The following is a 22,050-nucleotide window of genomic DNA, read 5'->3' as shown; positions in this document are numbered from 1 at the left end:
GTGTTTTTTTACATTTTTTTTCTAACTGCCTATTTACCACCCAAAAAGGCTACTTTTTGATTCTTTTTAGCGTTTCTGGCAACTCTGCGATACTGTTAATAACAATATCTGCATTATTGATTGCTTCATCGGTGACTGGCTCACCACTTTTCACTAATATAGTTGTACCGACTTTAGCGGCTTTGCCTGCCAACATATCAGCAAGTTTATCACCCACCATAATAGATGATGCCATATCTATTTTTAAAAAAGCCTGCGCGTCTAGTAGCATTCCTGGCTTTGGTTTACGGCAATTACAGTTTTGGCGATATTCTTCTACTGTAGCCTCAGTATGATGAGGGCAAAAATAAATACCGTCTAAGTCGATACCGCGATCTGCTAATGACCAATCCATCCATTCTGTGAGTTGCATAAACTGGTCTTCTGTATAAATTCCCCGACCAATACCTGACTGGTTAGTTACAATAACTAATGCATAACCCATCTTTTTTAATTCGAGCATCGCTTCAATTGACCCTTCGATAAATTCGAAATCATCAATTTTATGTACATAACCATGATCGATATTAATTGTTCCATCTCTATCTAAAAAGACTGCTGGGATCCCGTTACTCACCTGTTTACTCCTAAAATTTAGTATCTTTTTAGTATCTCATGAAAAGAAATAAAAGGAGAATAGAATAAATAGAACAATCTTTATTGACTTAGACGTCTAGACGCCTTAACATCCAACCTTATTAGATACACTATCTAAAAACAATTCAGATAAAGTTAGAAACTATAAATGATAAAGCTCTCAAATATTAATAAAGTTTTCCAGCAAGGAAGCCGTAACATTCAAGCGCTTACTGACATTAGCTTGCATGTGCCTGCTGGTCAGATCTATGGCGTTATTGGTGCTTCAGGTGCGGGTAAAAGTACGCTTATTCGTTGCGTGAATATGCTTGAACGCCCAACTTCAGGCCAAGTTATTGTTGATGGACAAGATTTAACATCAATGACTGAAAAAACGTTGACGAGAGCACGTCGCGGCATTGGCATGATTTTCCAGCATTTTAACCTGTTATCTTCACGTACCGTCTTTGATAACGTTGCTCTCCCCTTGGAACTTGATAATACGCCTAAAGAAAAAATTAAAGAGCGTGTAAATGAATTACTCGATTTAGTTGGGTTAACTGAAAAGAAAGATGCATACCCAGCAAACCTTTCTGGCGGACAAAAGCAACGTGTTGCTATAGCTCGCGCATTAGCTAATTCACCAAAAGTATTACTATGTGATGAAGCGACAAGTGCGTTAGACCCCGCGACAACCCGTTCAATTTTAGAATTATTAAAAGATATTAACCGTCGATTAGGCTTAACTATCTTATTAATTACTCACGAAATGGATGTTGTAAAACGTATTTGTGATCAAGTTGCTGTAATAAGTGGCGGTCAATTAATTGAGCAAGACAAAGTGAGTGAAGTATTCTCTCACCCGAAAACACCTGTCGCTCAAGCGTTTATTCAATCAACATTAGTTATTGATATTCCAGATGATTATAAAGAACGATTAAAAACGGCCCCAGGTAAGGACTTATCACCATTACTCAAGCTCGAATTTACAGGGCAGTCTGTTGATGCACCTTTAATTTCAATGGCTGTACGCAAATTTGATATTGATATTAATATTTTAAGTTCACAAATTGACTACGCTGGCGGCGTGAAATTTGGTGTGATGCTCGCAGAGCTACATGGCATCAATGGTGGGGTTGAATCCACAATTGCATTTTTAAAAGAGCATCATGTGAAAGTAGAGGTTTTGGGTTATGTCTGAGAGAATGATTTACCTGCTGATTAACGGCACAATTGACACTATCACAATGACCTTTGTTTCCGGCTTTTTGGGTTTTGTTTTAGGTTTACCATTAGGTGTATTGCTCTATATTACACGCAAAGACCAAGTAATGGAGAATGTAGGGCTATATCGTGCTCTTGCAGTTGTAGTAAACATTTTCCGCTCAGTGCCATTTATTATTTTACTGGTGTGGATTATTCCATTAACTTCGTTTCTTGTTGGAACGACTATTGGTTTAAAAGCGGCAATCGTTCCTTTAACAATTGGCGCTGCGCCGTTTATTGCTCGCATGGTTGAAAATGCGTTATTAGAAATTCCAAGTGGTTTAATTGAATCAGCCCGTGCGATGGGAGCGACTCCACTTCAGATTATTCGTAAGATTTTGATCCCTGAAGCATTGCCAAGTTTAATTAATGCAGCCACTATCACGTTAATTATGTTAGTCGGATATTCTGCAATGGGTGGTGCAGTTGGTGCCGGTGGTTTAGGTCAAATAGCACTACAATATGGTTATCAAACTTATAATCCTATTGTGATGAATACCGTTATTGTTCTCCTCGTCATTTTAGTAAACCTAATTCAGTTTGGTGGCGAGTATTTAATGAAAAAAGTTTCACATCGATAGTTAGTAAAATAGCTGCGCCGTTAAGGTGCTTATAAAGTCCGTTTTAAAGGGGTAAACCAATGTCTATTAAATTAAAATCTATCGCAGTTGTCGGCGCGCTATTAGGCACACTCGTTCTCACTGGTTGTGGTGAAAAAGAGAAAGATGCCAACAGCATCAAAGTTGGTGTGATCATGGGCAAAGAATTAGAAGTTGCTGAAGTCGCACAGAAAGTTGCTAAAGAAAAGTACGGTTTAAATGTTGAGCTCGTTTCATTTAATGACTTTGTTTTACCTAATGAAGCATTAAGTAAAGGCGATATCGATGCGAACGCATTCCAACACAAGCCTTATCTTGATCAACAAATTAAAGATCGTAACTACAAATTAGTTCCTGTTGGAAATACCTTTATTTATCCAATTGCGGCTTACTCTAAAAAAATTAAGTCGGTAGATGAACTCGCTGATGGCTCACAAATTGCGTTACCAAATGACCCAACTAACTTAGGCCGTTCATTGCTGTTATTACAGCAACAAGGTTTAATTAAATTAAAAGATGGTACTGGCTTAATGCCAACTGTTTTAGATGTGGTTGAAAACCCGAAAGACCTGAAATTTGTTGAGTTAGAAGCACCTCAATTACCTCGTGCTTTAGATGACCAAAAAATTGCATTAGCGATTATCAATACGACTTGGGCAAGTAGTGCTACACCTAAATTAACACCTGCAAAAGATGGTTTATTTGTTGAAGATAAAGATTCTCCGTACGTAAATATTATTGTTGCTCGTGAAGATAATAAAGATAGTGAGAACGTGAAAAAATTTATTCAGGCATATCAATCAGATGAAGTAGCAAACAAAGCTAATGAAGTCTTCGATGGTGGTGCAGTTAAAGGTTGGTAATCTTTTTTATTATTTAAAAAACGATTAAAATACTAGACGGCTTAACGCCGTCTAGTATTTTTTGTAATTTATAGACTATAAAAACAACGCGGCATTATTTTGAATCATATAAGAAAGGTATAACTTATGAGACTGTTATTGCTCACTTTGGTAACATTTGTGTTAGCCGGGTGTGGAATTAACCAATACACGAGTCCAGGGCAAAATAAAGGTTTCACTAGTATGAAATTGTCTAAACCTGTACCGAAAGTAACAGAGCCAGACACAGCAAACGTTAAATTAATGAATAGCCCAGAAGAATTATTAGGGATGCCTTTCAAAGATTTAGGTGTTGTTTCTGGGGAATCTTGTCGAGAAAGCGTTCAAAGCCCTCCGGCAAATTTGAATACCGCAAAAAACAGTATGTTAACACAAGCTGCCTATATTGCGGCTGATGCCGTACTTTTACACCAGTGCCAAACCATGACCTCTCCAGGTTGTTATCAGGCAACTATCTGTGAAGGCAGTGCATTACAAATTGTTGAATAAATATCTTATGCAATCTTTTCAGTTTAATGTTATTGGGCACATTGAATCACCTTATAAAGAAAAGTTTGCAATCCCTCGCCAACCTGGACTTGTTCAGGGGGGTGCGGGACGCTTACATCTGCATTCTCCATTCAACGACCCAAATGCGGTGCGAGGACTCAGTCAATTTAGCCATGTTTGGGTTCTATTCGTTTTTCATCAAACAATGAAAAATGGCTGGAAACCGCTAGTGCGCCCTCCAAGACTAGGTGGCAATGATAAAATGGGTGTTTTCGCAACCCGTTCAACATTTAGACCAAACCCAATAGGCATGTCTCTTGTTGAATTACATGGAATAACAATAGAAAACAGTCAAGTGATCCTTGAGCTTGGTAGCCTTGATTTAGTAGATGGCACCCCTGTTATCGATATAAAACCTTACTTACCCTTTGCTGAGGCAATACCGACCGCAACTGCAGGGTACGCACAGGACACACCTTCAGATGATATGCAGGTTATATTTACCCCAGAAATAGAAACTGAATTAGATGATTATCAAAATCAGTACCCGGGTATTAAACAATTTATTTCACAAGTTTTAATGCAAGACCCTCGCCCCGCATATAAGAAACAATCTACTGAAACACGTGACTATGCAGTCCATTTATTAGATTTTAATATTCGCTGGCGGGTAATTGATGGTGTGACTGAAGTATTCGCTATCGAACCATACGAAAAATCACGTTAACCCCTTTTGGCAAGTCTCCGTCACTGGTAGACTAGCTCACTATATACCTTGGCAAATAAGTCGTTTGCCATAACTTGTTGTTCTAATGGAACCTATACAATGCGTACTAGCAAATATCTGCTCTCAACTCTAAAAGAGACCCCTGCGGATGCAGAAGTTATCAGCCATCAGCTGATGCTGCGTGCAGGAATGATCCGTAAACTTGCTTCCGGTCTGTATGACTGGTTACCCACTGGTGTTCGTGTTCTGCGTAAAGTAGAAACCATCGTCCGTGAAGAAATGGAAAATGCAGGCGCTATCGAGGTATCTTTACCCGTCGTTCAGCCTGCAGATTTATGGCAAGAAAGTGGACGTTGGGAACAGTATGGTCCTGAATTGCTGCGTTTTGTTGACCGTGGTGAGCGCCCGTTTGTTCTCGGCCCGACCCATGAAGAAGTGATCACAGATTTAGTCCGTAACGAAATCACCTCTTACAAGCAATTGCCATTGAATTTATTCCAAATTCAAACCAAATTCCGTGATGAAGTTCGCCCACGTTTTGGCGTGATGCGCTCGCGTGAATTTATTATGAAAGATGCATACTCTTTCCACACTAGCCAAGAATCATTGCAAGAAACCTATGATGCGATGTACGAAGCCTACAGCAAAATTTTCACGCGTATTGGCTTTGATTTTCGTGCCGTTCAAGCTGACACTGGCTCTATCGGCGGTAGCGCATCCCACGAATTCCAAGTATTAGCAAAAAATGGTGAAGATGACGTTATTTTCTCTACCGAATCTGATTATGCCGCTAACATTGAATTCGCAGAAGCATTAGCACCAACAACGCCACGTTGCGCTCCAACAGAAGAGATGCGTCTTGTTGATACGCCTAATGCAAAAACAATCGCAGAACTCGTTGAGCAATTCAATTTACCTGTTGAAAAAACTGTTAAGACATTGATTGTTCATGCGAAAAAAGATTCAGGTCACACGCTCGTCGCTTTATTAATTCGTGGCGACCATGAGTTAAATGAAATCAAAGCAGAAAAACACCCATTAGTGGCTAGCCCATTAGAATTCGCCACGGAAGCTGAAATCAGAAATGCAGTGAATGCTGGCCCGGGCTCTTTAGGCCCAGTCAATATGCCACTTCCGATTGTTATCGACCGTAGCGTTGCAGTAATGAGCGACTTTGGTGCAGGCGCAAATATTGATGGTAAACACTATTTTGGCATCAACTGGGAACGTGATTTGGCGTTACCAGAAGCTTTTGATTTACGCAACGTTGTTGAAGGAGACCCAAGCCCAGATGGTAAAGGTGTACTGCAAATTAAACGTGGTATCGAAGTTGGCCATATTTTCCAATTAGGGACTAAGTACTCAGAAGCAATGAAAGCTTCAGTCCAAAATGAAGATGGACATAACCAAATCGTCACCATGGGCTGTTATGGCATTGGTGTAACGCGTATTGTTGCCGCTGCTATTGAACAAAGCCATGATGACCGCGGAATTATTTGGCCGGATGCAATTGCTCCGTTCCAAGTGGCTATTTTACCAATGAATATGCACAAATCTTATCGTGTTAAAGAAGTTGCAGAAAAACTTTACGCTGACTTAAAAGCAAATGGTATTGATGTGATTTTCGATGACCGTAAAGAGCGCCCAGGTGTGATGTTTGCCGATATGGAGCTGATTGGTGTTCCATACACTATCGTTATTGGTGACCGTAACTTAGACAACAACCAAATTGAATATAAATCACGCCGTAGTGATGATAAAGAATTGGTTGGCTTAGAAAATGTTATTAGCTTCCTAAAAGGAAAGCTCGGTAAATAAAATAAGTTAAAAGCTAGAAAATAAAGCCCAAATTTCGGTTATTTGAATTTGGGCTTCTTTTTTAGATGTCTCGGTACGAACCAATCTTAAAATCATCCGCCAAAATCTGTGATTTTAAATTTTCAGATGTTAATACTTCCAATTCATTTAAACGTGGATAAGCATAGTTACTTTTTAATAGCGCATTATCAATAAACGCAGGATGACTCATAACTTCAATAGAATTATTACCTTGTGCTTTAGCTTCATTAATAATCTTCAAAAATAACGCTTCTGAAATTTGATCACCATAAAACTCACTACTGAAACAGTCAGTGCTTGCCACTTGATATGATAATGGCGGCCAATTTTTCTCTAATTGGCGATCAACACGTAACGCGACCCCCTTTTCTTGGGCGAAAGCAACTACAATTGGAAAAATACCCTCAATCATATGAACATGATGATGGCTATCGATATGGCTCGGTTTTTGACCAAAAATTTCGATAAATTTTTGATATTGCAGATTTAGCTCTTGTTCAATCTCAATCAATGGTAAATCATTAATATCAATATCCCAAAGCCATTTACCCAATAGCCCATCACGGCTGAGAGTAGGCATTGATGAGAAAGGCTTCCCAGCCGTTAAAACAAAATGCATCCCCACTGCCAGATTCGGATTCTCTTGGCTTAATTTAGCCGCATGGGATATTGCGGGCATATTCATCATCGCGCTTGTTGAATGAACAACCCCATTACGATGAGATTCAATGATGCCGTAATTAACGGCCTCGCAGAGTCCAAAATCATCGGCATTTACAATAAGTAACACAGCCATATGCTCTCCCTTGGCACTATAAGCTATTTGGCTAATTAACCTTCTTGCTCAAGCTGTTGTATTGCTTTAGCGAAGTTCGGTAGGTGTTTTTTATGGGCGATAAGTAATTCCTTAGAAATTAAACGCGCATCGTTATCAGAATGAATTAATGGGTTTAGATTCATCGCCAATAAAACATCATTAAACTGACCATTTACTGCAGCTTGGCTAGTGGTAATCTCAAAAGTTTTTAAGGTATAAATTAAACCAAGTACTTTATCATCAAAATGCTTTACTCGTGGGTGCGGTTTTGCGCCATCACGACCTAATAAGCATGTCATTTCGACTGTCCAGTCTTCAGGAATATTATCAATATGCCCATGATGTGGAATATTAACGTAGTGCTCCGTTTGTTTGTCATTGTATATTGCATTGATGACTTCACAAGCGGCATCTGAATAATAAGCTCCACCTCTTAATTCAAGCTCTTTAGGTTTTACATCTAATGTTGGATTTTTATATAGTTCAAAGAGTTGATGCTCAACTTTTTGCACGACTTGAGCCCTAGCCCCCCCTTTATAATACTCGCCAAGCTCAATCGCTAGCATTTCCTTAGGTTTAAAATAGTACAATAAATAAGAGCATGGGATCAGATTTAATCCACGAATTAATCCTTCATCAAAAGCAAGGTCTGTAATATTTTTAACTGAATTTGCGCTTAATGTTCCAGAGGCAATCCCTTCTAATAACTCATTAAACCGTGATGAACCATTTACAATAACGTCTTTGATAAAAACCATATGATTTAAACCAAATAAGTCGATAGATAATTCATCGCTATCGGATAGTTTCAAAACATCGGTAATAAACATTTTCATACCGATAGGTATATTACAAACACCAATAAAACGTTTGAAGTTAGTGTGGCGATAAACAGCTTCAGTTACCATACCTGCGGGGTTGGTGAAATTAATTACCCAAGCATTCGGGCAAATTTCTTCGACATCTTTAATAATATCAAAAATCACAGGTATTGTTCGCAGCCCTTTGAATAAGCCACCAGCACCGTTAGTTTCTTGCCCCAAATAACCATGTTTTAAGGGGATTGATTCATCCAACGCACGTGCTTTTAATTGCCCAACTCTTAATTGAGTCGTCACGAAATCAGCGTCTTTTAATGCTTCTCGCCTATCAAGCGTTTTAAATATCTTGAGTGGTATATTGGCATGTTTAACCATGCGCTCGCATAAATTATAGATAATATCTAATTTTTCTTTACCTTCATCAACATCCACTAACCATAATTCAGTAATAGGTAACTCATGGTAACGTTTAATAAAACCTTCTAGTAATTCAGGAGTGTAGCTACTCCCTCCCCCAATGGTGACAACTTTTAATTTCTGATTCTGAGTCATATTAACCTCATTGTACCTTTATAATAGACATAGAAAAGCACACCATCTTTATAGAAAAAGATGGATATGCTTGAGACGCATAGAAATGGGAAGATTATTTAGGTAATAATTTAACCTACCATTTTTTGTTCAACACTAAATAGATTTTTTCTGTAATCACTTGGTGTTAATGAAGTTAGCTCTTTAAATTTTTTAACAAATAAACTTGGACTGCTATAACCGGATTCAAAAGCAATATCCGTAATTGAATAATTAGTTATTTCGAGTTGCTTTTTAGCAAAATTAATTCTGATATCATTAATAATCTGCATTGGCGTTTTGCCATAATAGCGTTTTGTTGCCCGAGTTAAGTACTCTTGTGATTTTCCCGTTATCGAAATCATATTTTGTAGAGCACTTTCACTAAACATAGCGATATCATGCATTTCTTCCAATGTATTTTTTAGCCATTGAGGGGCATCATCTCGCATACTTTTTTCACGATAATGGCGTAATCGATTTACGACATTAAATGTAACCAACTCAATAAATTCATTAAATTCACTATCACGAAAATTTAATGATGCAATCACGGACTCTATATAAGCCATAAATTCATTTTTTAATTGATAGCCTTGCGATGCAACAAAATAACTTGGTAATAGTGGTAAATAATGTTTATCAAAAAATGATTTACTAATTCCAACATTGAGTATCCGTGTAGGCCCAAAATCATAAGAGCTTTCATGATGCGACCCTATTGGGAGAAAAATAAAATCTCCCCGCTCTAATAAAACTTTTTTCCCATTAATTATTTGATAACAACGCCCCGTTAGAACAATCATATATTCATAATAATCATGTTGATGCAGTCCACTTGCACTCTCAACTTTATTATAAATAAAGACATGAAAGGTTTTATTATTAAAAAGTTCACTTTCTTGAACGAGTTTAATTTCAGCATTAGTGTCGGTTCTATTCATCAGTGCCTGCATCATGGCTCCCTCTCTAATGGTTTAATTTTTCATGTAACTCAATTAACTCTGTAATTAATTCACGGGCTAACATGGCATTCATTAAATGATCTTGTGCATGAACCAGAACTAAGCTAACTTTGATTCGTCCTTCACCCATATCACTTTCAATCAATTGAGTTTGCACTTTATGCGCCTCATTCAGCGAAGAGTGCGATTGTGCCATTAAACTTTTTGCCGTCACAAAATCACCTTCTTTCGCCTTTTTTAATGCGGTATAAGCCAAGCTTCTTGCTTGCCCTGCATTAATAATCAGCCCCATGACAACTTCTTCAAGTTCATCCATAGTCGCATCTTCTTGGATATCATTAAGTTCAAACATACTTTTATCTCTATTTTGATGGGAGGAGCAAGCTCCCCCTTATTTTAAAACTTAAGTGCGTTAGCAATATCTTCTTCACTCTCTTCTTCATCGATTGTGTTTTGTGCTTTATTAGAAATCACAACGAACGGAAGATAAACGAGTACAGCCACACCAAGGTTAAATAATGCAAGTAGTAAGGCAGCGATACTACCATTAGTATTGAAGAATGCAGCAAGCCCCGTCGGCATTGTCCATGGTGCGATATTCGTCACTGGTGGGATAATCCCTAAATAATAAGCCGCGACCATTATTCCTGCCAATAAAGGCTGAATAAGAATAAATGGAATAAACATAACCGGGTTCATAATGATCGGTAGACCAAAAATAATCGGCTCATTAATTTGGAAAATACCTGCCGGTAATGCTAATTTCGCAACCTGACGATGGTCGGCACGACGTGATGCGATAAAAATAGCGATAATTAATCCTAATGTAGCGCCCGTTCCACCTAAGAATACATAGGAGTCAAGCATCGGTTTTGCCCACATATGGAAGGATTTACCCGCAGCAATCGCAGCATCAACTGAACCATACTCTGCATATAAAGACACGTTTTCTAATGCCCACGGTGTCATTATACCGCTGTCTAATGCGGTTAATGCAAGAGAACCATGGATACCAAAGAACCATAATAGAGAGGTAAATACAACATATGCCCAGCCAACAACATTCCCCATAGAAGCAAGTGGTGTGGATACTGTGTCCATAATGATTTGATGGAAATTACTACTAATACCGCTTAGCGCCCACGACACAATTCCCATAATTGATAAGATGATAAAACCAGGAATAAGTGCAGAGAATGAACGAGATACGGATGGTGGTACGCTATCTGGTAATCTAATCACCCAATTACGGCGAACAATAAAAGTGAACATTTCAGCAACGACTAACCCTAGAATGATCCCTGAAATGATATTAGCCCCACCGAGCCAATTAGCACCAACGGCATAAGCACCATTGACGTCATATGGTGTGACTGTCATAAAAGAAGCAACAGCTAACAAACCAGCAGCAAGTGGATCAACCTTACGTTCTTCCGCCAGTGCCATCGCAATAAAAAAAGGTGCCATTAAGGACATAATTCCCAATGTCCCGTTATAAACGTTTCCACCAATGGCTTTAAAACCATTTAGTGTTTCTATCGTTGAAGGCTCTAGTCTAACCCCCAAAGAATAGAAAAATGACCCTGTATCAAAACTCAGAAAAACATTATTAATTAACACAAACATTGCCCCAACTAAGGTCAGAGGCATAATTCGAATAAAACCATTCTTTATTGCATTAACATGAGGTTGCTTTCCCAATCTAACAGCGAATGGAAGGAGTACCTTTTCAAGCGAAGTGATAAAAAGACTCATAAAAATACCCTCAATTTTTTGAGTATGCTCCATTCTTAACTAATTACGTTATGTTAATAACGTTAATGTTGATGGAGTTATTATGTTGTAGAGGTTGTAAATAGCTTTTTGGTATTAGCTTGCAGTTTGTTTTTTTATAATTGCAACGGCAGCTTTTAGTACACCGAGCCCATCCACTTTTCCGTACAAAAGTGAATCAATAACTTCAATTGGCTTGTTAGGTAATAATTTTTGGATATCCGATAACATCCAAGCAATTTGCGGGCCGAGTAATATCACATCCGCATCTACACCTTTTTCTGAAGCTAAGCTTTCAGGAAAGGCCTCTATATTGACAGGTACATCGTATTTTTCTGCTTGCTGTCTCATTTTGTTAACTAGCAGTGAGGTAGACATTCCTGCAGAACAAAATAGATAAATATTTTTCTTATTCATTCCTTATCCTTTGATTCGTTCTATTTTTTATTACCGCTATAACTTATAAGTTTTCTTATAGACTTATCATCTAACCCAACCCTACACACTAAAGCAATTAATTATCTCTAGTTGAATTGAGTATACTGCCTTCCCAGCATTTTCGATAATTCAAACTAACCAACAATTGTCTCCCATTGACCAACAGCCATGACAATCCTCACATTTATATAAATATTTTGCGTCAATAAAAAAGTTATATTGATATCAAATAATGATAAGAAAAAAATTAAAGATGGGTAATACGGCGTTTTAATTGGTAATTTATAGCCCAAAAAGAAAAAGACCCACTTCAGTTGAAGTGGGTCTTCTTAAGAAAGAAAAAAGTACGAATTAGTTGCAAGAAGCAGATTTGTCGAACTTAATTGCACCTGTTGGGACTAATGCGGAATCAAACTGGCCATCTTCCATTGAAGGACGAATGGTATAATAACCTTCAATTTCAGCATAGACAGGTGTACCACCATCTACCCCAGTTTCTCCATACGCTTTTTCTAATTCAACACCAGAAACAGCGTATTGGCGACCACTATCGCACTCTTTGAAAACAGCTGCATCAGCCATATAGCGGTACTGCCCCACTTTTTTACTTGGCTTAACTTGGTCTAACGTATAATTCATCTGTGTTTCAATCGGGTTACCGTCTAAATCCAGCAAGGTCACTGATTGACCATCTGCTGATTGGGCAAAATAAGTACTTTCACCTTTAGGATTAGTTGCTCGTAGTTTATTATTTTCTATATCCCATTTACCAGTATCATGGAAAGCTGTATCACCATCTTTCGTTCCTAAGTAAACGAGCTGTTCAACATAACTACCATCTTGGTTAACTAACAATGTTGCCTCAATACCAGAGCAATCCGCGCAAGGTAAAACCCCTGTATAGACTTTATCGACTGGTGCTACATCAATATTTTTTGTCGCACTCTGGCAGCCAGCTAACGTAATACTTCCAACCGCCATTAAGACTAACATTAGTGATTTTTTCATTATAATTCCCTTAAAACCATGTGTTTTAACTTGTTAACCAATATAAACATCATAGCATTTCATCTAATAAAAATATGTCAAACATAAGAAAATTCGGACATTACTGATAAAATACGTTGTGTATTGATTTAGTGAATAAGAATTGTCTTTTTCCCTGCGCTGTGATTATAGTTATTAAAGTTACTGTGCTATTATCGTACTAAGCACATTTTTGCTTAGTACAACATGTTCAAGGCGGCAATAACCGCCACTAACACAGTGGTGAGGGAATATGTCTACAGATACTGAATATCAACCTATCAATTGTGATGATTACGAATATCTAGAAATCGCATGCCAACGTCAGCTAAAGTTGCAAATAATACTTAATGACGGCGTGAATATTGAGGGGAAGGCCAGTGATTTACTCCTACGAAAAAAAGTTGAGTACCTGATTGTTGAGACACATGATGGAACCAAGGAGTTAAGATTGGATTGCATAATTTCCTTCAGTCATCCTGAAATCGGCACAATTGTTGTCGACCACTCTCACTAATACTCACGATTTTGAGTCCTTCTATAGCCCCTTATGGTAATCACAGTCATAAGGGGCTTCTCATTAATTTAATACCTTAAATTCACCCTCTTTTTGCCAATCGATGGCAATGCCCAGAGACGCTTCATCAACCAACCCCTCAGGGGTAATAAAGCACCCTACTGCGGTAATGAGCTGGTCGTTATAATAAATTAATGGCACTCTTTCTCTCATCCATGGAGCTACGCCTAATTCTTGCCAGATCTTCTTACTGCTTCTGGAACGATGGCGTCCTACTATTTTCAATGTGCCTTGCAGCCCAAAACGGATTGTCACATTTTCATGCGAAAGTGGTGGCCGTATCTGCCCCTCTCCTTCCATAACTTGTAATATTCCTAAGGATTCAGGTAACTCAATAGCCTCAGGAAAAGCCCATTCAAACTGTTTATTTAATAGACTATTAATGCGCTTAACAACCCACAATGCGCCTTGATAACGACGAATTTCAAATTGCCCTAAGCGGCAAATAGGGTCAGCGTCTTGCCGAGCTAACGCGACTTCTTGCCAAATACGTTCCAATTGGTTAAATGGCGGCATTGGTAATTGGTGCAAACCAACCCAACGACGAATTAAAGCATTACGTTTGGAAGATGAACACCCTTGCAAATCATCTATAAATAGGCCCCCTCGGTAATCCATCATACCTTCAAGGGTCTCTTTTAATAACTCATCGAGTAATGATTCTTGCTCAGCACATAACGCGGCACTGCGCGCGACAGCATGAGAAAAATGTGGCCAGCGCTCAGACAAAGTGGGCATAATATGAAGACGTAAAAAATTTCTATCATAACGGTCATCTTGGTTACTATCGTCCTCAACCCACGACAATTGTTGTTCTTGCATATAAGCTTCTAGCGCTATACGGGGTGTTGAAAGTAATGGGCGTAATAGCCATGTTGAACCGCAACACGCTGAAAAACTCAATAATTCAGGCATTGAAGACAACCCTGCTGGCCCACTACCACGCTTTAACGCTAACATGAAAGTTTCTGCTTGGTCATCAAGATGTTGAGCCGTAACTAATACCTCGCCTTCTTGTAATTCTTCTCGGTAAGCCTGATAACGAGCTTCTCGTGCTGCTGCTTCAATACCTTTTTGGCTTGAATCAACCACGACATGTCGGCAAATAAAAGGAATGTCCCATTGTGAACATAATTGAGCACAATGCTGCTCCCATTCGTTTGCTTTTCTATTCAAGCCATGATGAATATGAATAGCACGAATTTCTAGTGAAGGAAGCCGTTGTTGCCGAATAAGATAAAGTGCATGTAATAAAACTGTAGAGTCAATACCACCACTGAATCCCACTAGAATTTTTTGAATACCACTTATTTTATTAAGAACTTGTTCAACAATTACTTGCGAATGCTGCGCCATTTATTCGCCCTTCTTACGACTTCTGACTTTGGCTTTTTGCGCCAACACACAGAACACCAGAAATAATTACCAGTAATACCCCAATTGCATACGCAATTTCAAAAACATCATTTAAGATTAACACTAACCAGAGTACCGATAATACGGGAGATAAAAATACCACAGAAGCTATTTTCGCTGAATGACCTGTATTCATCGCCTTAAACCACAAAATATAAGACACCCCATTGATTAAAATGCCATTAACCAGTGTTGGCCAAAAAGCTGCTTTTGAAGGTAACTGCATTTCACTAAATAGTATCAGTAAGGCAAAAGAAGTTAGCGTTGAAAAAATAAATAACCACACAGTACTAATATAGGGGTCTATCGAATATTGGCGAGAAAAAACTGACATTAGTGCAAAGCAAAATGCACCACTAAAAACCAGTAATAACGCTGTTGGGTTTTCAACATGTAGCTGTGTAATTTGCCCTTTAGTAAAAGTAATAACCACCGCAATAAAACCAACTATGATGCCAATTATTTGTCTTCCAGCTAATTTATCTTTTAGCAATACTACTGATAACAAGATAATAACTAATGGCCAGCTATATTGAATGACCAATACGGCGATACCATTTTCAATGGAATATCCGTAATACAGTAACAAGTAGAATAAACAATCAAGAAAACCAAGAACAAAGACTTTGATTAGTACATCTCTTGGCAAGATAAACAGTTTTGTCAGCCGATACCCAGAAGCAAGTGCAACAATAATTACAGATATCGCTGAAATTAAGTTTGACCAAAAAAGGAATTGGAAGCTATCCATACCTTCTTGCCCAAAACGAGAGACAATAGGAATAAAGCTCCATATCAATACGCAAGTAAAAGCATATAGCAAATAATTATATTGTCGCACCCTAGTTCCTATCTATTATTATTTTCAGCAGATGAATAATTTAAATCAAAACACTCTGTTATCATTAAAAATGACTAGCTTAAAAATAAAAAACGGGAGCTGGCAAAAAGCAAACTCCCGTTTTTATTAACGATTAGCGGTTAATAATTAGCAATAACCATAGTCCATCAGACGCTGATAGCGGCGGTTTTTCAACGCTTCGGCATCTAATGCATCTAATTCGTTTAAGTCCTCATTCAGGCGTGCTTTTAGCTGTTCCGCAATTTCATCATAATTACGATGTGCACCGCCTAATGGCTCAGGAATAACATTATCAATTAATTTCAGTTCTTTAAGACGTGGAGCAGTAATCCCCATCGCCTCTGCTGCTAGTGGTGCTTTATCTGCACTTTTCCATAGAATGGAAGCACAGCCTTCTGGTGAAATAACAGAATAAGTACTGTATTGCAGCATATTGACTTTATCACCAACACCGATGGCAAGAGCACCGCCAGAGCCACCTTCACCAATAACAGTACAAATGACTGGGACAGATAAACGTGACATTTCACGTAAATTACGTGCGATAGCCTCTGACTGACCACGCTCTTCAGCACCAACGCCCGGATAAGCCCCAGGAGTATCAATAAAGGTAATAATAGGCAAGTTAAAACGCTCAGCCAGTTCCATCAGACGCAATGCCTTACGGTAACCTTCTGGGGCTGGCATACCAAAATTACGACGGATTTTTTCTTTTGTCTCACGCCCTTTCTGATGCCCAATAATCATAACTGGGCGACCATCTAAACGCGCCATTCCACCCACAATGGCTTTATCATCTGCATAAGCACGATCACCTGCTAATTCTTGGAAATCAGTAAAAATGCGAGAAATATAATCCAATGTATATGGACGACGTGGATGACGAGCGAGTTTAGCGATTTGCCAAGCTCCTAGATCAGAGAAAATTTTACGTGTCAGTTCAACACTTTTTTCACGTAAACGAGCAACCTCTTCATCTAGGTTGACTTCTAAGTTGTTATCTTGACGGCTAACCGCTGTTAGAGAATCAATTTTCGCCTCTAATTCCGCGATTGGCTGTTCAAAATCAAGAAAATCCAGACTCATAATATTCCTATTTTAGTCAAATTCTAATTCTACCTGCTCACTACCCAGCAGAGTTCGAAGATCGTTCAGAAGGGGATCCACTGGCGTCACACGCCAAACAACACCAAATTTAAGCTTGGCTCTGGCATCATCCTTCTGGTAATACAGATGAACCGGGATCGTTCCTGAACGATGAGGTTCAAGAGTACTGCGAAGCCGGTTCAGCAATTGATCGTTAATTTGTTTATCTGACAGTGAAATTGCAAGTCCTCGTGCATATTTCTCCCTTGCTTCACTAATATCCATTAACTCACGCACTGTCATTTTATTACCACCATTGAAATCATCAAAGCTGACCTGACCGGTGGCTATCAGGATATTGTCTTTTTCCAACATATGTTGGTATTTATCGAGTGCATCTGAAAATAACATAATATCCAGACGACCGGAACGATCATCAAGCGTACAAATACCTATTCTATTTCCACGCTTGGTTGTAATGACTTTAGCTGAAAGTACTAAACCTACCACAGTTGTCACTTGACCACGAGGGGTGGGGTTCACATCTTTTAATCTAAGCCCATTAGTATAGCGCTCTATTTCGCTCAAGTATCGCGTTATTGGATGCCCTGTTAAATATAAACCAAGCGTTTCGCGTTCACCATCCAATACCACCTGCTCTGGCCATTTAGGCACACTGGCGTATGAACTTTCAACTTGTTCAGGTGCTTCCGCTAATACACCAAACATATCTGCTTGGCCTATTGCCTCTGCTTTAGCGTGTTGGTCAGCCGCTTTTAATGCATCTTCAAGGGAAGACATCAATGCCGCACGGTGAGGGCCTAATCGGTCAAATGCCCCTGCCATGATAAGCTTTTCCATCACACGACGATTAATTTTTTTAATATCAACTCGCGCACAAAGGTCAAAAATCTCTTTAAATATCCCGCCTTGTTGACGCGCTTCAACAATCGCCTCAATCGGGCCTTCACCGACCCCTTTAATTGCACCGATACCGTAAACTATCTCACCTTCATCATTCACATGGAAGTGATAAAGCCCACTATTGATATCTGGTGGCAATACTTTTAAGCCCATTCGCCAACATTCATCAACTAAACCGACCACTTTTTCCGTGTTGTCCATATCAGCGGTCATTACAGCAGCCATAAATTCAGCGGGATAGTGAGCTTTTAACCATAATGTTTGATAAGAAACTAAAGCATAAGCTGCTGAGTGCGATTTATTAAACCCATAACCGGCAAATTTCTCTACCAAGTCAAAGATTTTCATTGATAACTCGCCATCTACCCCGTTTTTGATTGCTCCTTCTTCAAAAACAGAACGCTGCTTCGCCATTTCTTCAGGTTTCTTTTTCCCCATCGCACGACGCAGCATATCTGCACCGCCAAGCGTGTAACCGGCTAAAACCTGAGCAATTTGCATAACCTGTTCTTGGTATAAAATAATACCATATGTGGGCTCTAGAACAGGTTTTAATGATTCATGTTGCCATTGTACATCTGGATACGAAATTTCTTCACGACCATGCTTACGGTCAATAAAGTTATCTACCATGCCTGATTGTAATGGCCCGGGGCGGAATAATGCTACCAGAGCGATCATATCCTCAAAGCAGTCGGGACGTAATCGCTTAATTAAGTCCTTCATTCCACGGGATTCCAACTGGAATACTGCCGTGGTTTCTGAGCGCTGCAGCATATCAAAGCTTTTTTGATCGTGCAGCGGAATCGCCGCAATATCAACCGGCTCTAAGTTTTTCTTAGCACGACGCGCGTTGATCATTTCCAACGCCCAGTTAATGATCGTCAACGTCCGTAAGCCGAGGAAGTCAAACTTCACTAGCCCTGCATATTCGACATCGTTTTTATCGAATTGCGTGACGGGGTTATTACCTTCCGCATCACAATACAGTGGCGCAAAGTCAGTAATTTTAGTTGGAGCGATAACCACCCCACCCGCATGTTTACCGGCATTTCGAGTGACCCCTTCGAGCTTACGCGCCATATCGATAAGCGCTTTAACCTCTTCATCAGCTTCATAAATTTCAGGGAGCTGTGGCTCTGCTTCGAATGCTTTTTCTAGTGTCATACCGGGATCTGGCGGCACTAATTTAGAAATTCTATCAACAAAGCCATATGGGTGCCCAAGTACACGCCCCACGTCGCGGATAACCGCTTTTGCCGCCATCGTACCAAAGGTAATGATTTGTGAAACGGCATCACGCCCATACATTTGGGCTACGTGATCAATGACTTGGTCGCGTTTTTCCATGCAGAAATCGACGTCAAAGTCAGGCATCGAAACACGCTCAGGGTTCAAGAAACGCTCAAATAGTAAATCGAACTCCAACGGGTCAAGGTCAGTAATTTTGAGTGCGTAGGCAACAAGGGAACCTGCCCCCGAACCTCGTCCAGGCCCAACGGGTACGCCGTTATCCTTCGACCATTGGATAAACTCCATAACTATCAAGAAGTAGCCAGGGAAACCCATTTGGTTGATTACGTTGAGTTCGATATCTAAACGTTCATCATACTCAGGACGTCTTTCTGCCCTGATTTTTTCATCAGGAAACAGAAATTCTAAACGCTCTTCGAGCCCTTCTTTAGAGCGCATAACTAAAAAGTCTTCTGTTTTCATATCCCCTGTTGGGAATTGAGGTAAGAAGTATTCACCTAAACGGATCGTCACATTACAACGCTTAGCAATCTCTACACTGTTTTCTAGCGCTTCAGGGATGTCAGCAAACAGCTCACACATCTCTTCTTCGGAACGTAAATATTGCTGAGGGCTATAATTTTTAGGCCTTTTTGGATCTGCTAATGTAAAACCATCATGGATAGCAACACGTATTTCATGAGCGTCAAAATCACTACTTTCAATAAAACAAACATCATTCGTTGCAACGACAGGTAGGCCTTTTTTAGTCGCTAACTCGACAGCCGCATGTAGATAACTTTCTTCATCAGGCCGCCCTGTTCTGACTAACTCTAAATAGTAGCTATCTGGGAAATGAGTTTCATAGAATGCAAGACACTCATCCACTAAGGATTGGTTTCCCCTTAATAGAAATTGCCCGACATCCCCTTTACGGCCACCGGACAGCAGAATCAAGCCGTCTTTGTGCTTGGCCAGCCATTCTCGTTTTATCGTTGGCCCAACCGCACCATAGCCCTTTTGATATGCTTCAGAAATTAGTAAGGTAAGGTTTTGATAGCCTTCATTATTACGTGCTAAAACAGTTAGGTGAGATATTTCATCACCTAATAATTCACTTTCCACATAAAAATCAGCGCCAATAATGGGTTTGATCCCTGCACCATGCGCTGCACCATAAAACCGGACTAACCCGCAAAGGTTAGTAAAATCGGTGATCGCGAATGCAGGCATACCCATTGAAGCCACTTTTTTAACCAGTGGCCCTGTTTTGGCTAGCCCATCAATCATGGAATAGTCACTGTGAACACGTAAATGAATAAAACGAGGTGATGCCATCGACCTAATACCTACTTATTTGCTGTCTAAAGCTTTTCTCACAGGAGCAAAGCTTTTACGATGGAATTCGGTTGCACCATACTGCGCCAATTTTTCTAAATGATACGCGGTTGGGTAGCCTTTATGCTTCGCAAAACCATATTCAGGAAAAGCTTTGTCCAACTCAACCATTTCCCTATCCCTAATCACTTTAGCTAAAATGGATGCTGCGCTAATTTCTTGTACTAGGCTGTCGCCCTTAATTACTGCTTGTGAAGGCATTGGCAATTCAGGACAACGATTACCATCAATTAAAACATACTCAGGAACAATAGATAAACCCGCAACGGCGCGCTGCATAGCTAACATGGTTGCATGTAATATATTTATATTATCAATTTCTTCTGGTTCTGCGCGGCCAATACACCAACATAATGCTTTTTCTTGAATTTCATCAAATAATTTCTCACGTTTTTTTTCGGTGAGTTTTTTTGAGTCTGCCAACCCTGTAATTGGGTTATTGGGATCAAGAATCACTGCTGCTGTCACTACAGCTCCGACTAATGGGCCTCGGCCTACTTCGTCAACACCAGCGATTAAATTTGCTTTTGGATAGATAAATTCCATTAATTTTTGACCATATCTAATACAGCTTCAGCCGCTTGTTTATCTGCGTCACAACGAATAAGCTGATGTAATTGTAAAAAAGTTTCTTTCAGGTTTTCAACCCGCTCGCCACCTTCTAGGAGTGGAAGCAACTGCTGTGCAAGTTTATCAGGCTGGCAATCCTCTTGTAGTAACTCTTTGACAATATCTTTTCCTGCTAACAAATTAGGCAAAGAAACATACGGCGTTTTCACTAACCGTTTTGCCAACCAGAAGGTGAAAGGTTTCATACGATACCCCACCACCATTGGGCATTTTGTTAGCATACATTCAAGTGCTGCCGTTCCTGATGCTAATAAAGTCGCATCTGCTGCAATCATTGCATCACGAGCTTGGCCATCTAAAGTATGAATTTGCAGTTCAGGCGTAGTATTTTGCTTTATCTCATCAAACTGCTGGCGGCGTTTTTCATTCACCAACGGCACCACAATATGTAAATCCGGGATATTACGCTGTAATATTTTCGCTGTATTAAGAAAATCTGCGCTTAGCATTTCGACTTCGGAATGACGACTTCCTGGCAGTAAGGCTAAACATTTAACATGCTCAGGAATATTCAGCCGATGTCGAGCGGCTTGTTTATCAGGGTGTAATGGAATGGCATCCGCCATTGTGTGCCCGATAAAACGGCAAGGAACATTAAAACGATCGTAAAAGGCTTTTTCAAAAGGTAAGAAAGCTAATACTAAATCCGTTGAACGACCGATTTTAAATACCCGTTTTTGACGCCATGCCCAAACTGATGGGCTAACATAATGAATGGTTTTAATCCCTTTCGATTTTAAGCGCCCCTCAAGGGTAATATTAAAATCAGGGGCATCAATTCCAACAAAAACATCTGGCTGTAATTCGGTAAAACGCTGGGTTAGATCCTTACGGATGGATAATAACCGAGGTAGGCGGCCGAGGACTTCAACGATGCCCATGACGGCAAGCTCTTCCATTTCATACCAAGCTTCACAACCTTCGGCTTGCATTAAAGAACCAGCAACACCAACAAAGCGAGCATCTGGTATTTGCTCTTTAAGTGCACGGATAAGCCCCGCACCGAGAATATCACCAGATGTTTCTCCGGCAACAAGGCCAATAGTAAGTGGGCGGCTATTATTCACCGAAATTCGC

The 22,050-nt window shown here is 39.7% G+C and carries 21 protein-coding genes; 7 read left to right on the top strand and 14 right to left on the bottom strand.

The genetic code is table 11. The features are described from left to right. Window positions 1-49: 49 nt before the first annotated feature. Window positions 50-616: a D-glycero-beta-D-manno-heptose 1,7-bisphosphate 7-phosphatase gene (gene gmhB / locus PSE83_RS16790; protein ID WP_004257370.1), complete on the bottom strand. Its 567-nt coding sequence runs from the start codon at window positions 614-616 to the stop codon at window positions 50-52. A 168-nt stretch (window positions 617-784) separates the two neighbouring features. On the opposite strand from gmhB, the gene metN reads away from it, so the two are divergent. From metN to proS, 6 genes are all read left to right on the top strand, one after another. After that, a complete protein-coding gene (gene metN / locus PSE83_RS16785) occupies window positions 785-1,816 on the top strand; it encodes a methionine ABC transporter ATP-binding protein MetN (protein WP_004257373.1) in 1,032 nt (343 codons plus the stop codon). Next, window positions 1,809-2,462, top strand: coding sequence for a methionine ABC transporter permease MetI (gene metI, locus PSE83_RS16780; RefSeq protein WP_112307285.1), 654 nt, complete (start codon window positions 1,809-1,811; stop codon window positions 2,460-2,462). Before metN ends, metI begins: the two co-directional genes overlap by 8 nt. A 59-nt stretch (window positions 2,463-2,521) precedes the next feature. Beyond that, the gene (locus PSE83_RS16775; RefSeq protein ID WP_004257378.1) at window positions 2,522-3,343 is read left to right on the top strand and encodes a MetQ/NlpA family lipoprotein; all 822 of its coding nucleotides are present in this window, start codon (window positions 2,522-2,524) and stop codon (window positions 3,341-3,343) included. A gap of 126 nt (window positions 3,344-3,469) precedes the next feature. After that, on the top strand, window positions 3,470-3,871 hold the full coding sequence (rcsF, locus tag PSE83_RS16770) for an Rcs stress response system protein RcsF (RefSeq protein ID WP_004257380.1): 402 nt from the start codon (window positions 3,470-3,472) through the stop codon (window positions 3,869-3,871). Between the two features lie 7 nt (window positions 3,872-3,878). Continuing rightward, a complete protein-coding gene (gene tsaA / locus PSE83_RS16765; protein ID WP_036957982.1) occupies window positions 3,879-4,598 on the top strand; it encodes a tRNA (N6-threonylcarbamoyladenosine(37)-N6)-methyltransferase TrmO in 720 nt (239 codons plus the stop codon). 99 nt (window positions 4,599-4,697) lie between these two features. Continuing rightward, on the top strand, window positions 4,698-6,416 hold the full coding sequence (proS, locus tag PSE83_RS16760) for a proline--tRNA ligase (protein WP_004257383.1): 1,719 nt from the start codon (window positions 4,698-4,700) through the stop codon (window positions 6,414-6,416). A 61-nt stretch (window positions 6,417-6,477) separates the two neighbouring features. Here proS and chbG read toward each other — a convergent pair whose 3' ends face one another. The 7 genes from chbG to PSE83_RS16725 all read right to left on the bottom strand — a co-directional run bounded on the left by chbG (window position 6,478) and on the right by PSE83_RS16725 (window position 12,829). Beyond that, window positions 6,478-7,233, bottom strand: coding sequence for a chitin disaccharide deacetylase (gene chbG, locus PSE83_RS16755; protein WP_004257385.1), 756 nt, complete (start codon window positions 7,231-7,233; stop codon window positions 6,478-6,480). A 35-nt stretch (window positions 7,234-7,268) separates the two neighbouring features. Then, window positions 7,269-8,627 carry a 6-phospho-beta-glucosidase gene (locus PSE83_RS16750; RefSeq protein WP_004257387.1) on the bottom strand — a complete coding sequence of 453 codons (1,359 nt, stop codon included), beginning with the start codon at window positions 8,625-8,627 and terminating at the stop codon, window positions 7,269-7,271. A 110-nt stretch (window positions 8,628-8,737) separates the two neighbouring features. Beyond that, complete coding sequence (gene chbR, locus PSE83_RS16745) at window positions 8,738-9,604, bottom strand: transcriptional regulator ChbR (RefSeq protein WP_094961147.1); 867 nt, start codon at window positions 9,602-9,604, stop codon at window positions 8,738-8,740. Between the two features lie 10 nt (window positions 9,605-9,614). Beyond that, window positions 9,615-9,962, bottom strand: coding sequence for a PTS N,N'-diacetylchitobiose transporter subunit IIA (chbA, locus tag PSE83_RS16740; RefSeq protein WP_004257393.1), 348 nt, complete (start codon window positions 9,960-9,962; stop codon window positions 9,615-9,617). Window positions 9,963-10,006: 44 nt separating this feature from the next. Then, complete coding sequence (gene chbC / locus PSE83_RS16735) at window positions 10,007-11,365, bottom strand: PTS N,N'-diacetylchitobiose transporter subunit IIC (RefSeq protein WP_036957985.1); 1,359 nt, start codon at window positions 11,363-11,365, stop codon at window positions 10,007-10,009. Window positions 11,366-11,479: 114 nt separating this feature from the next. Next, entirely contained in the window at window positions 11,480-11,800 is a 321-nt protein-coding gene (locus PSE83_RS16730) for a PTS sugar transporter subunit IIB (protein ID WP_004257403.1), read from the bottom strand. 372 nt (window positions 11,801-12,172) lie between these two features. Next, complete coding sequence (locus PSE83_RS16725; RefSeq protein ID WP_004257413.1) at window positions 12,173-12,829, bottom strand: copper resistance protein NlpE N-terminal domain-containing protein; 657 nt, start codon at window positions 12,827-12,829, stop codon at window positions 12,173-12,175. Between the two features lie 271 nt (window positions 12,830-13,100). Here PSE83_RS16725 and rof point away from each other — a divergent pair, with 271 nt between their 5' ends. Continuing rightward, entirely contained in the window at window positions 13,101-13,364 is a 264-nt protein-coding gene (rof, locus tag PSE83_RS16720) for a Rho-binding antiterminator (protein WP_004257417.1), read from the top strand. 63 nt (window positions 13,365-13,427) lie between these two features. Here the strand turns inward: rof and tilS are convergent, their stop codons facing one another. From tilS to lpxB, 6 genes are all read right to left on the bottom strand, one after another. Beyond that, window positions 13,428-14,780, bottom strand: coding sequence for a tRNA lysidine(34) synthetase TilS (gene tilS, locus PSE83_RS16715; protein ID WP_164565442.1), 1,353 nt, complete (start codon window positions 14,778-14,780; stop codon window positions 13,428-13,430). A 13-nt stretch (window positions 14,781-14,793) separates the two neighbouring features. Further along, window positions 14,794-15,681: a DMT family transporter gene (locus tag PSE83_RS16710; RefSeq protein ID WP_036957987.1), complete on the bottom strand. Its 888-nt coding sequence runs from the start codon at window positions 15,679-15,681 to the stop codon at window positions 14,794-14,796. Window positions 15,682-15,828: 147 nt separating this feature from the next. Next, on the bottom strand, window positions 15,829-16,788 hold the full coding sequence (accA, locus tag PSE83_RS16705) for an acetyl-CoA carboxylase carboxyl transferase subunit alpha (protein ID WP_004257429.1): 960 nt from the start codon (window positions 16,786-16,788) through the stop codon (window positions 15,829-15,831). Between the two features lie 12 nt (window positions 16,789-16,800). After that, window positions 16,801-20,283, bottom strand: a complete 3,483-nt coding sequence (gene dnaE, locus PSE83_RS16700) for a DNA polymerase III subunit alpha (RefSeq protein WP_036957990.1) — start codon at window positions 20,281-20,283, stop codon at window positions 16,801-16,803. A 15-nt stretch (window positions 20,284-20,298) separates the two neighbouring features. Continuing rightward, window positions 20,299-20,889, bottom strand: a complete 591-nt coding sequence (rnhB, locus tag PSE83_RS16695) for a ribonuclease HII (protein ID WP_164565443.1) — start codon at window positions 20,887-20,889, stop codon at window positions 20,299-20,301. Beyond that, entirely contained in the window at window positions 20,889-22,040 is a 1,152-nt protein-coding gene (gene lpxB, locus PSE83_RS16690; protein ID WP_164565444.1) for a lipid-A-disaccharide synthase, read from the bottom strand. Before lpxB ends, rnhB begins: the two co-directional genes overlap by 1 nt. Window positions 22,041-22,050: the final 10 nt, after the last annotated feature.

The sequence above is a fragment of the Providencia sp. PROV150 genome, from assembly GCF_028481025.1.
GTDB classification, from domain to species: domain Bacteria; phylum Pseudomonadota; class Gammaproteobacteria; order Enterobacterales; family Enterobacteriaceae; genus Providencia; species Providencia hangzhouensis.
This window is presented reverse-complemented; position numbering and strand designations above follow the sequence as displayed.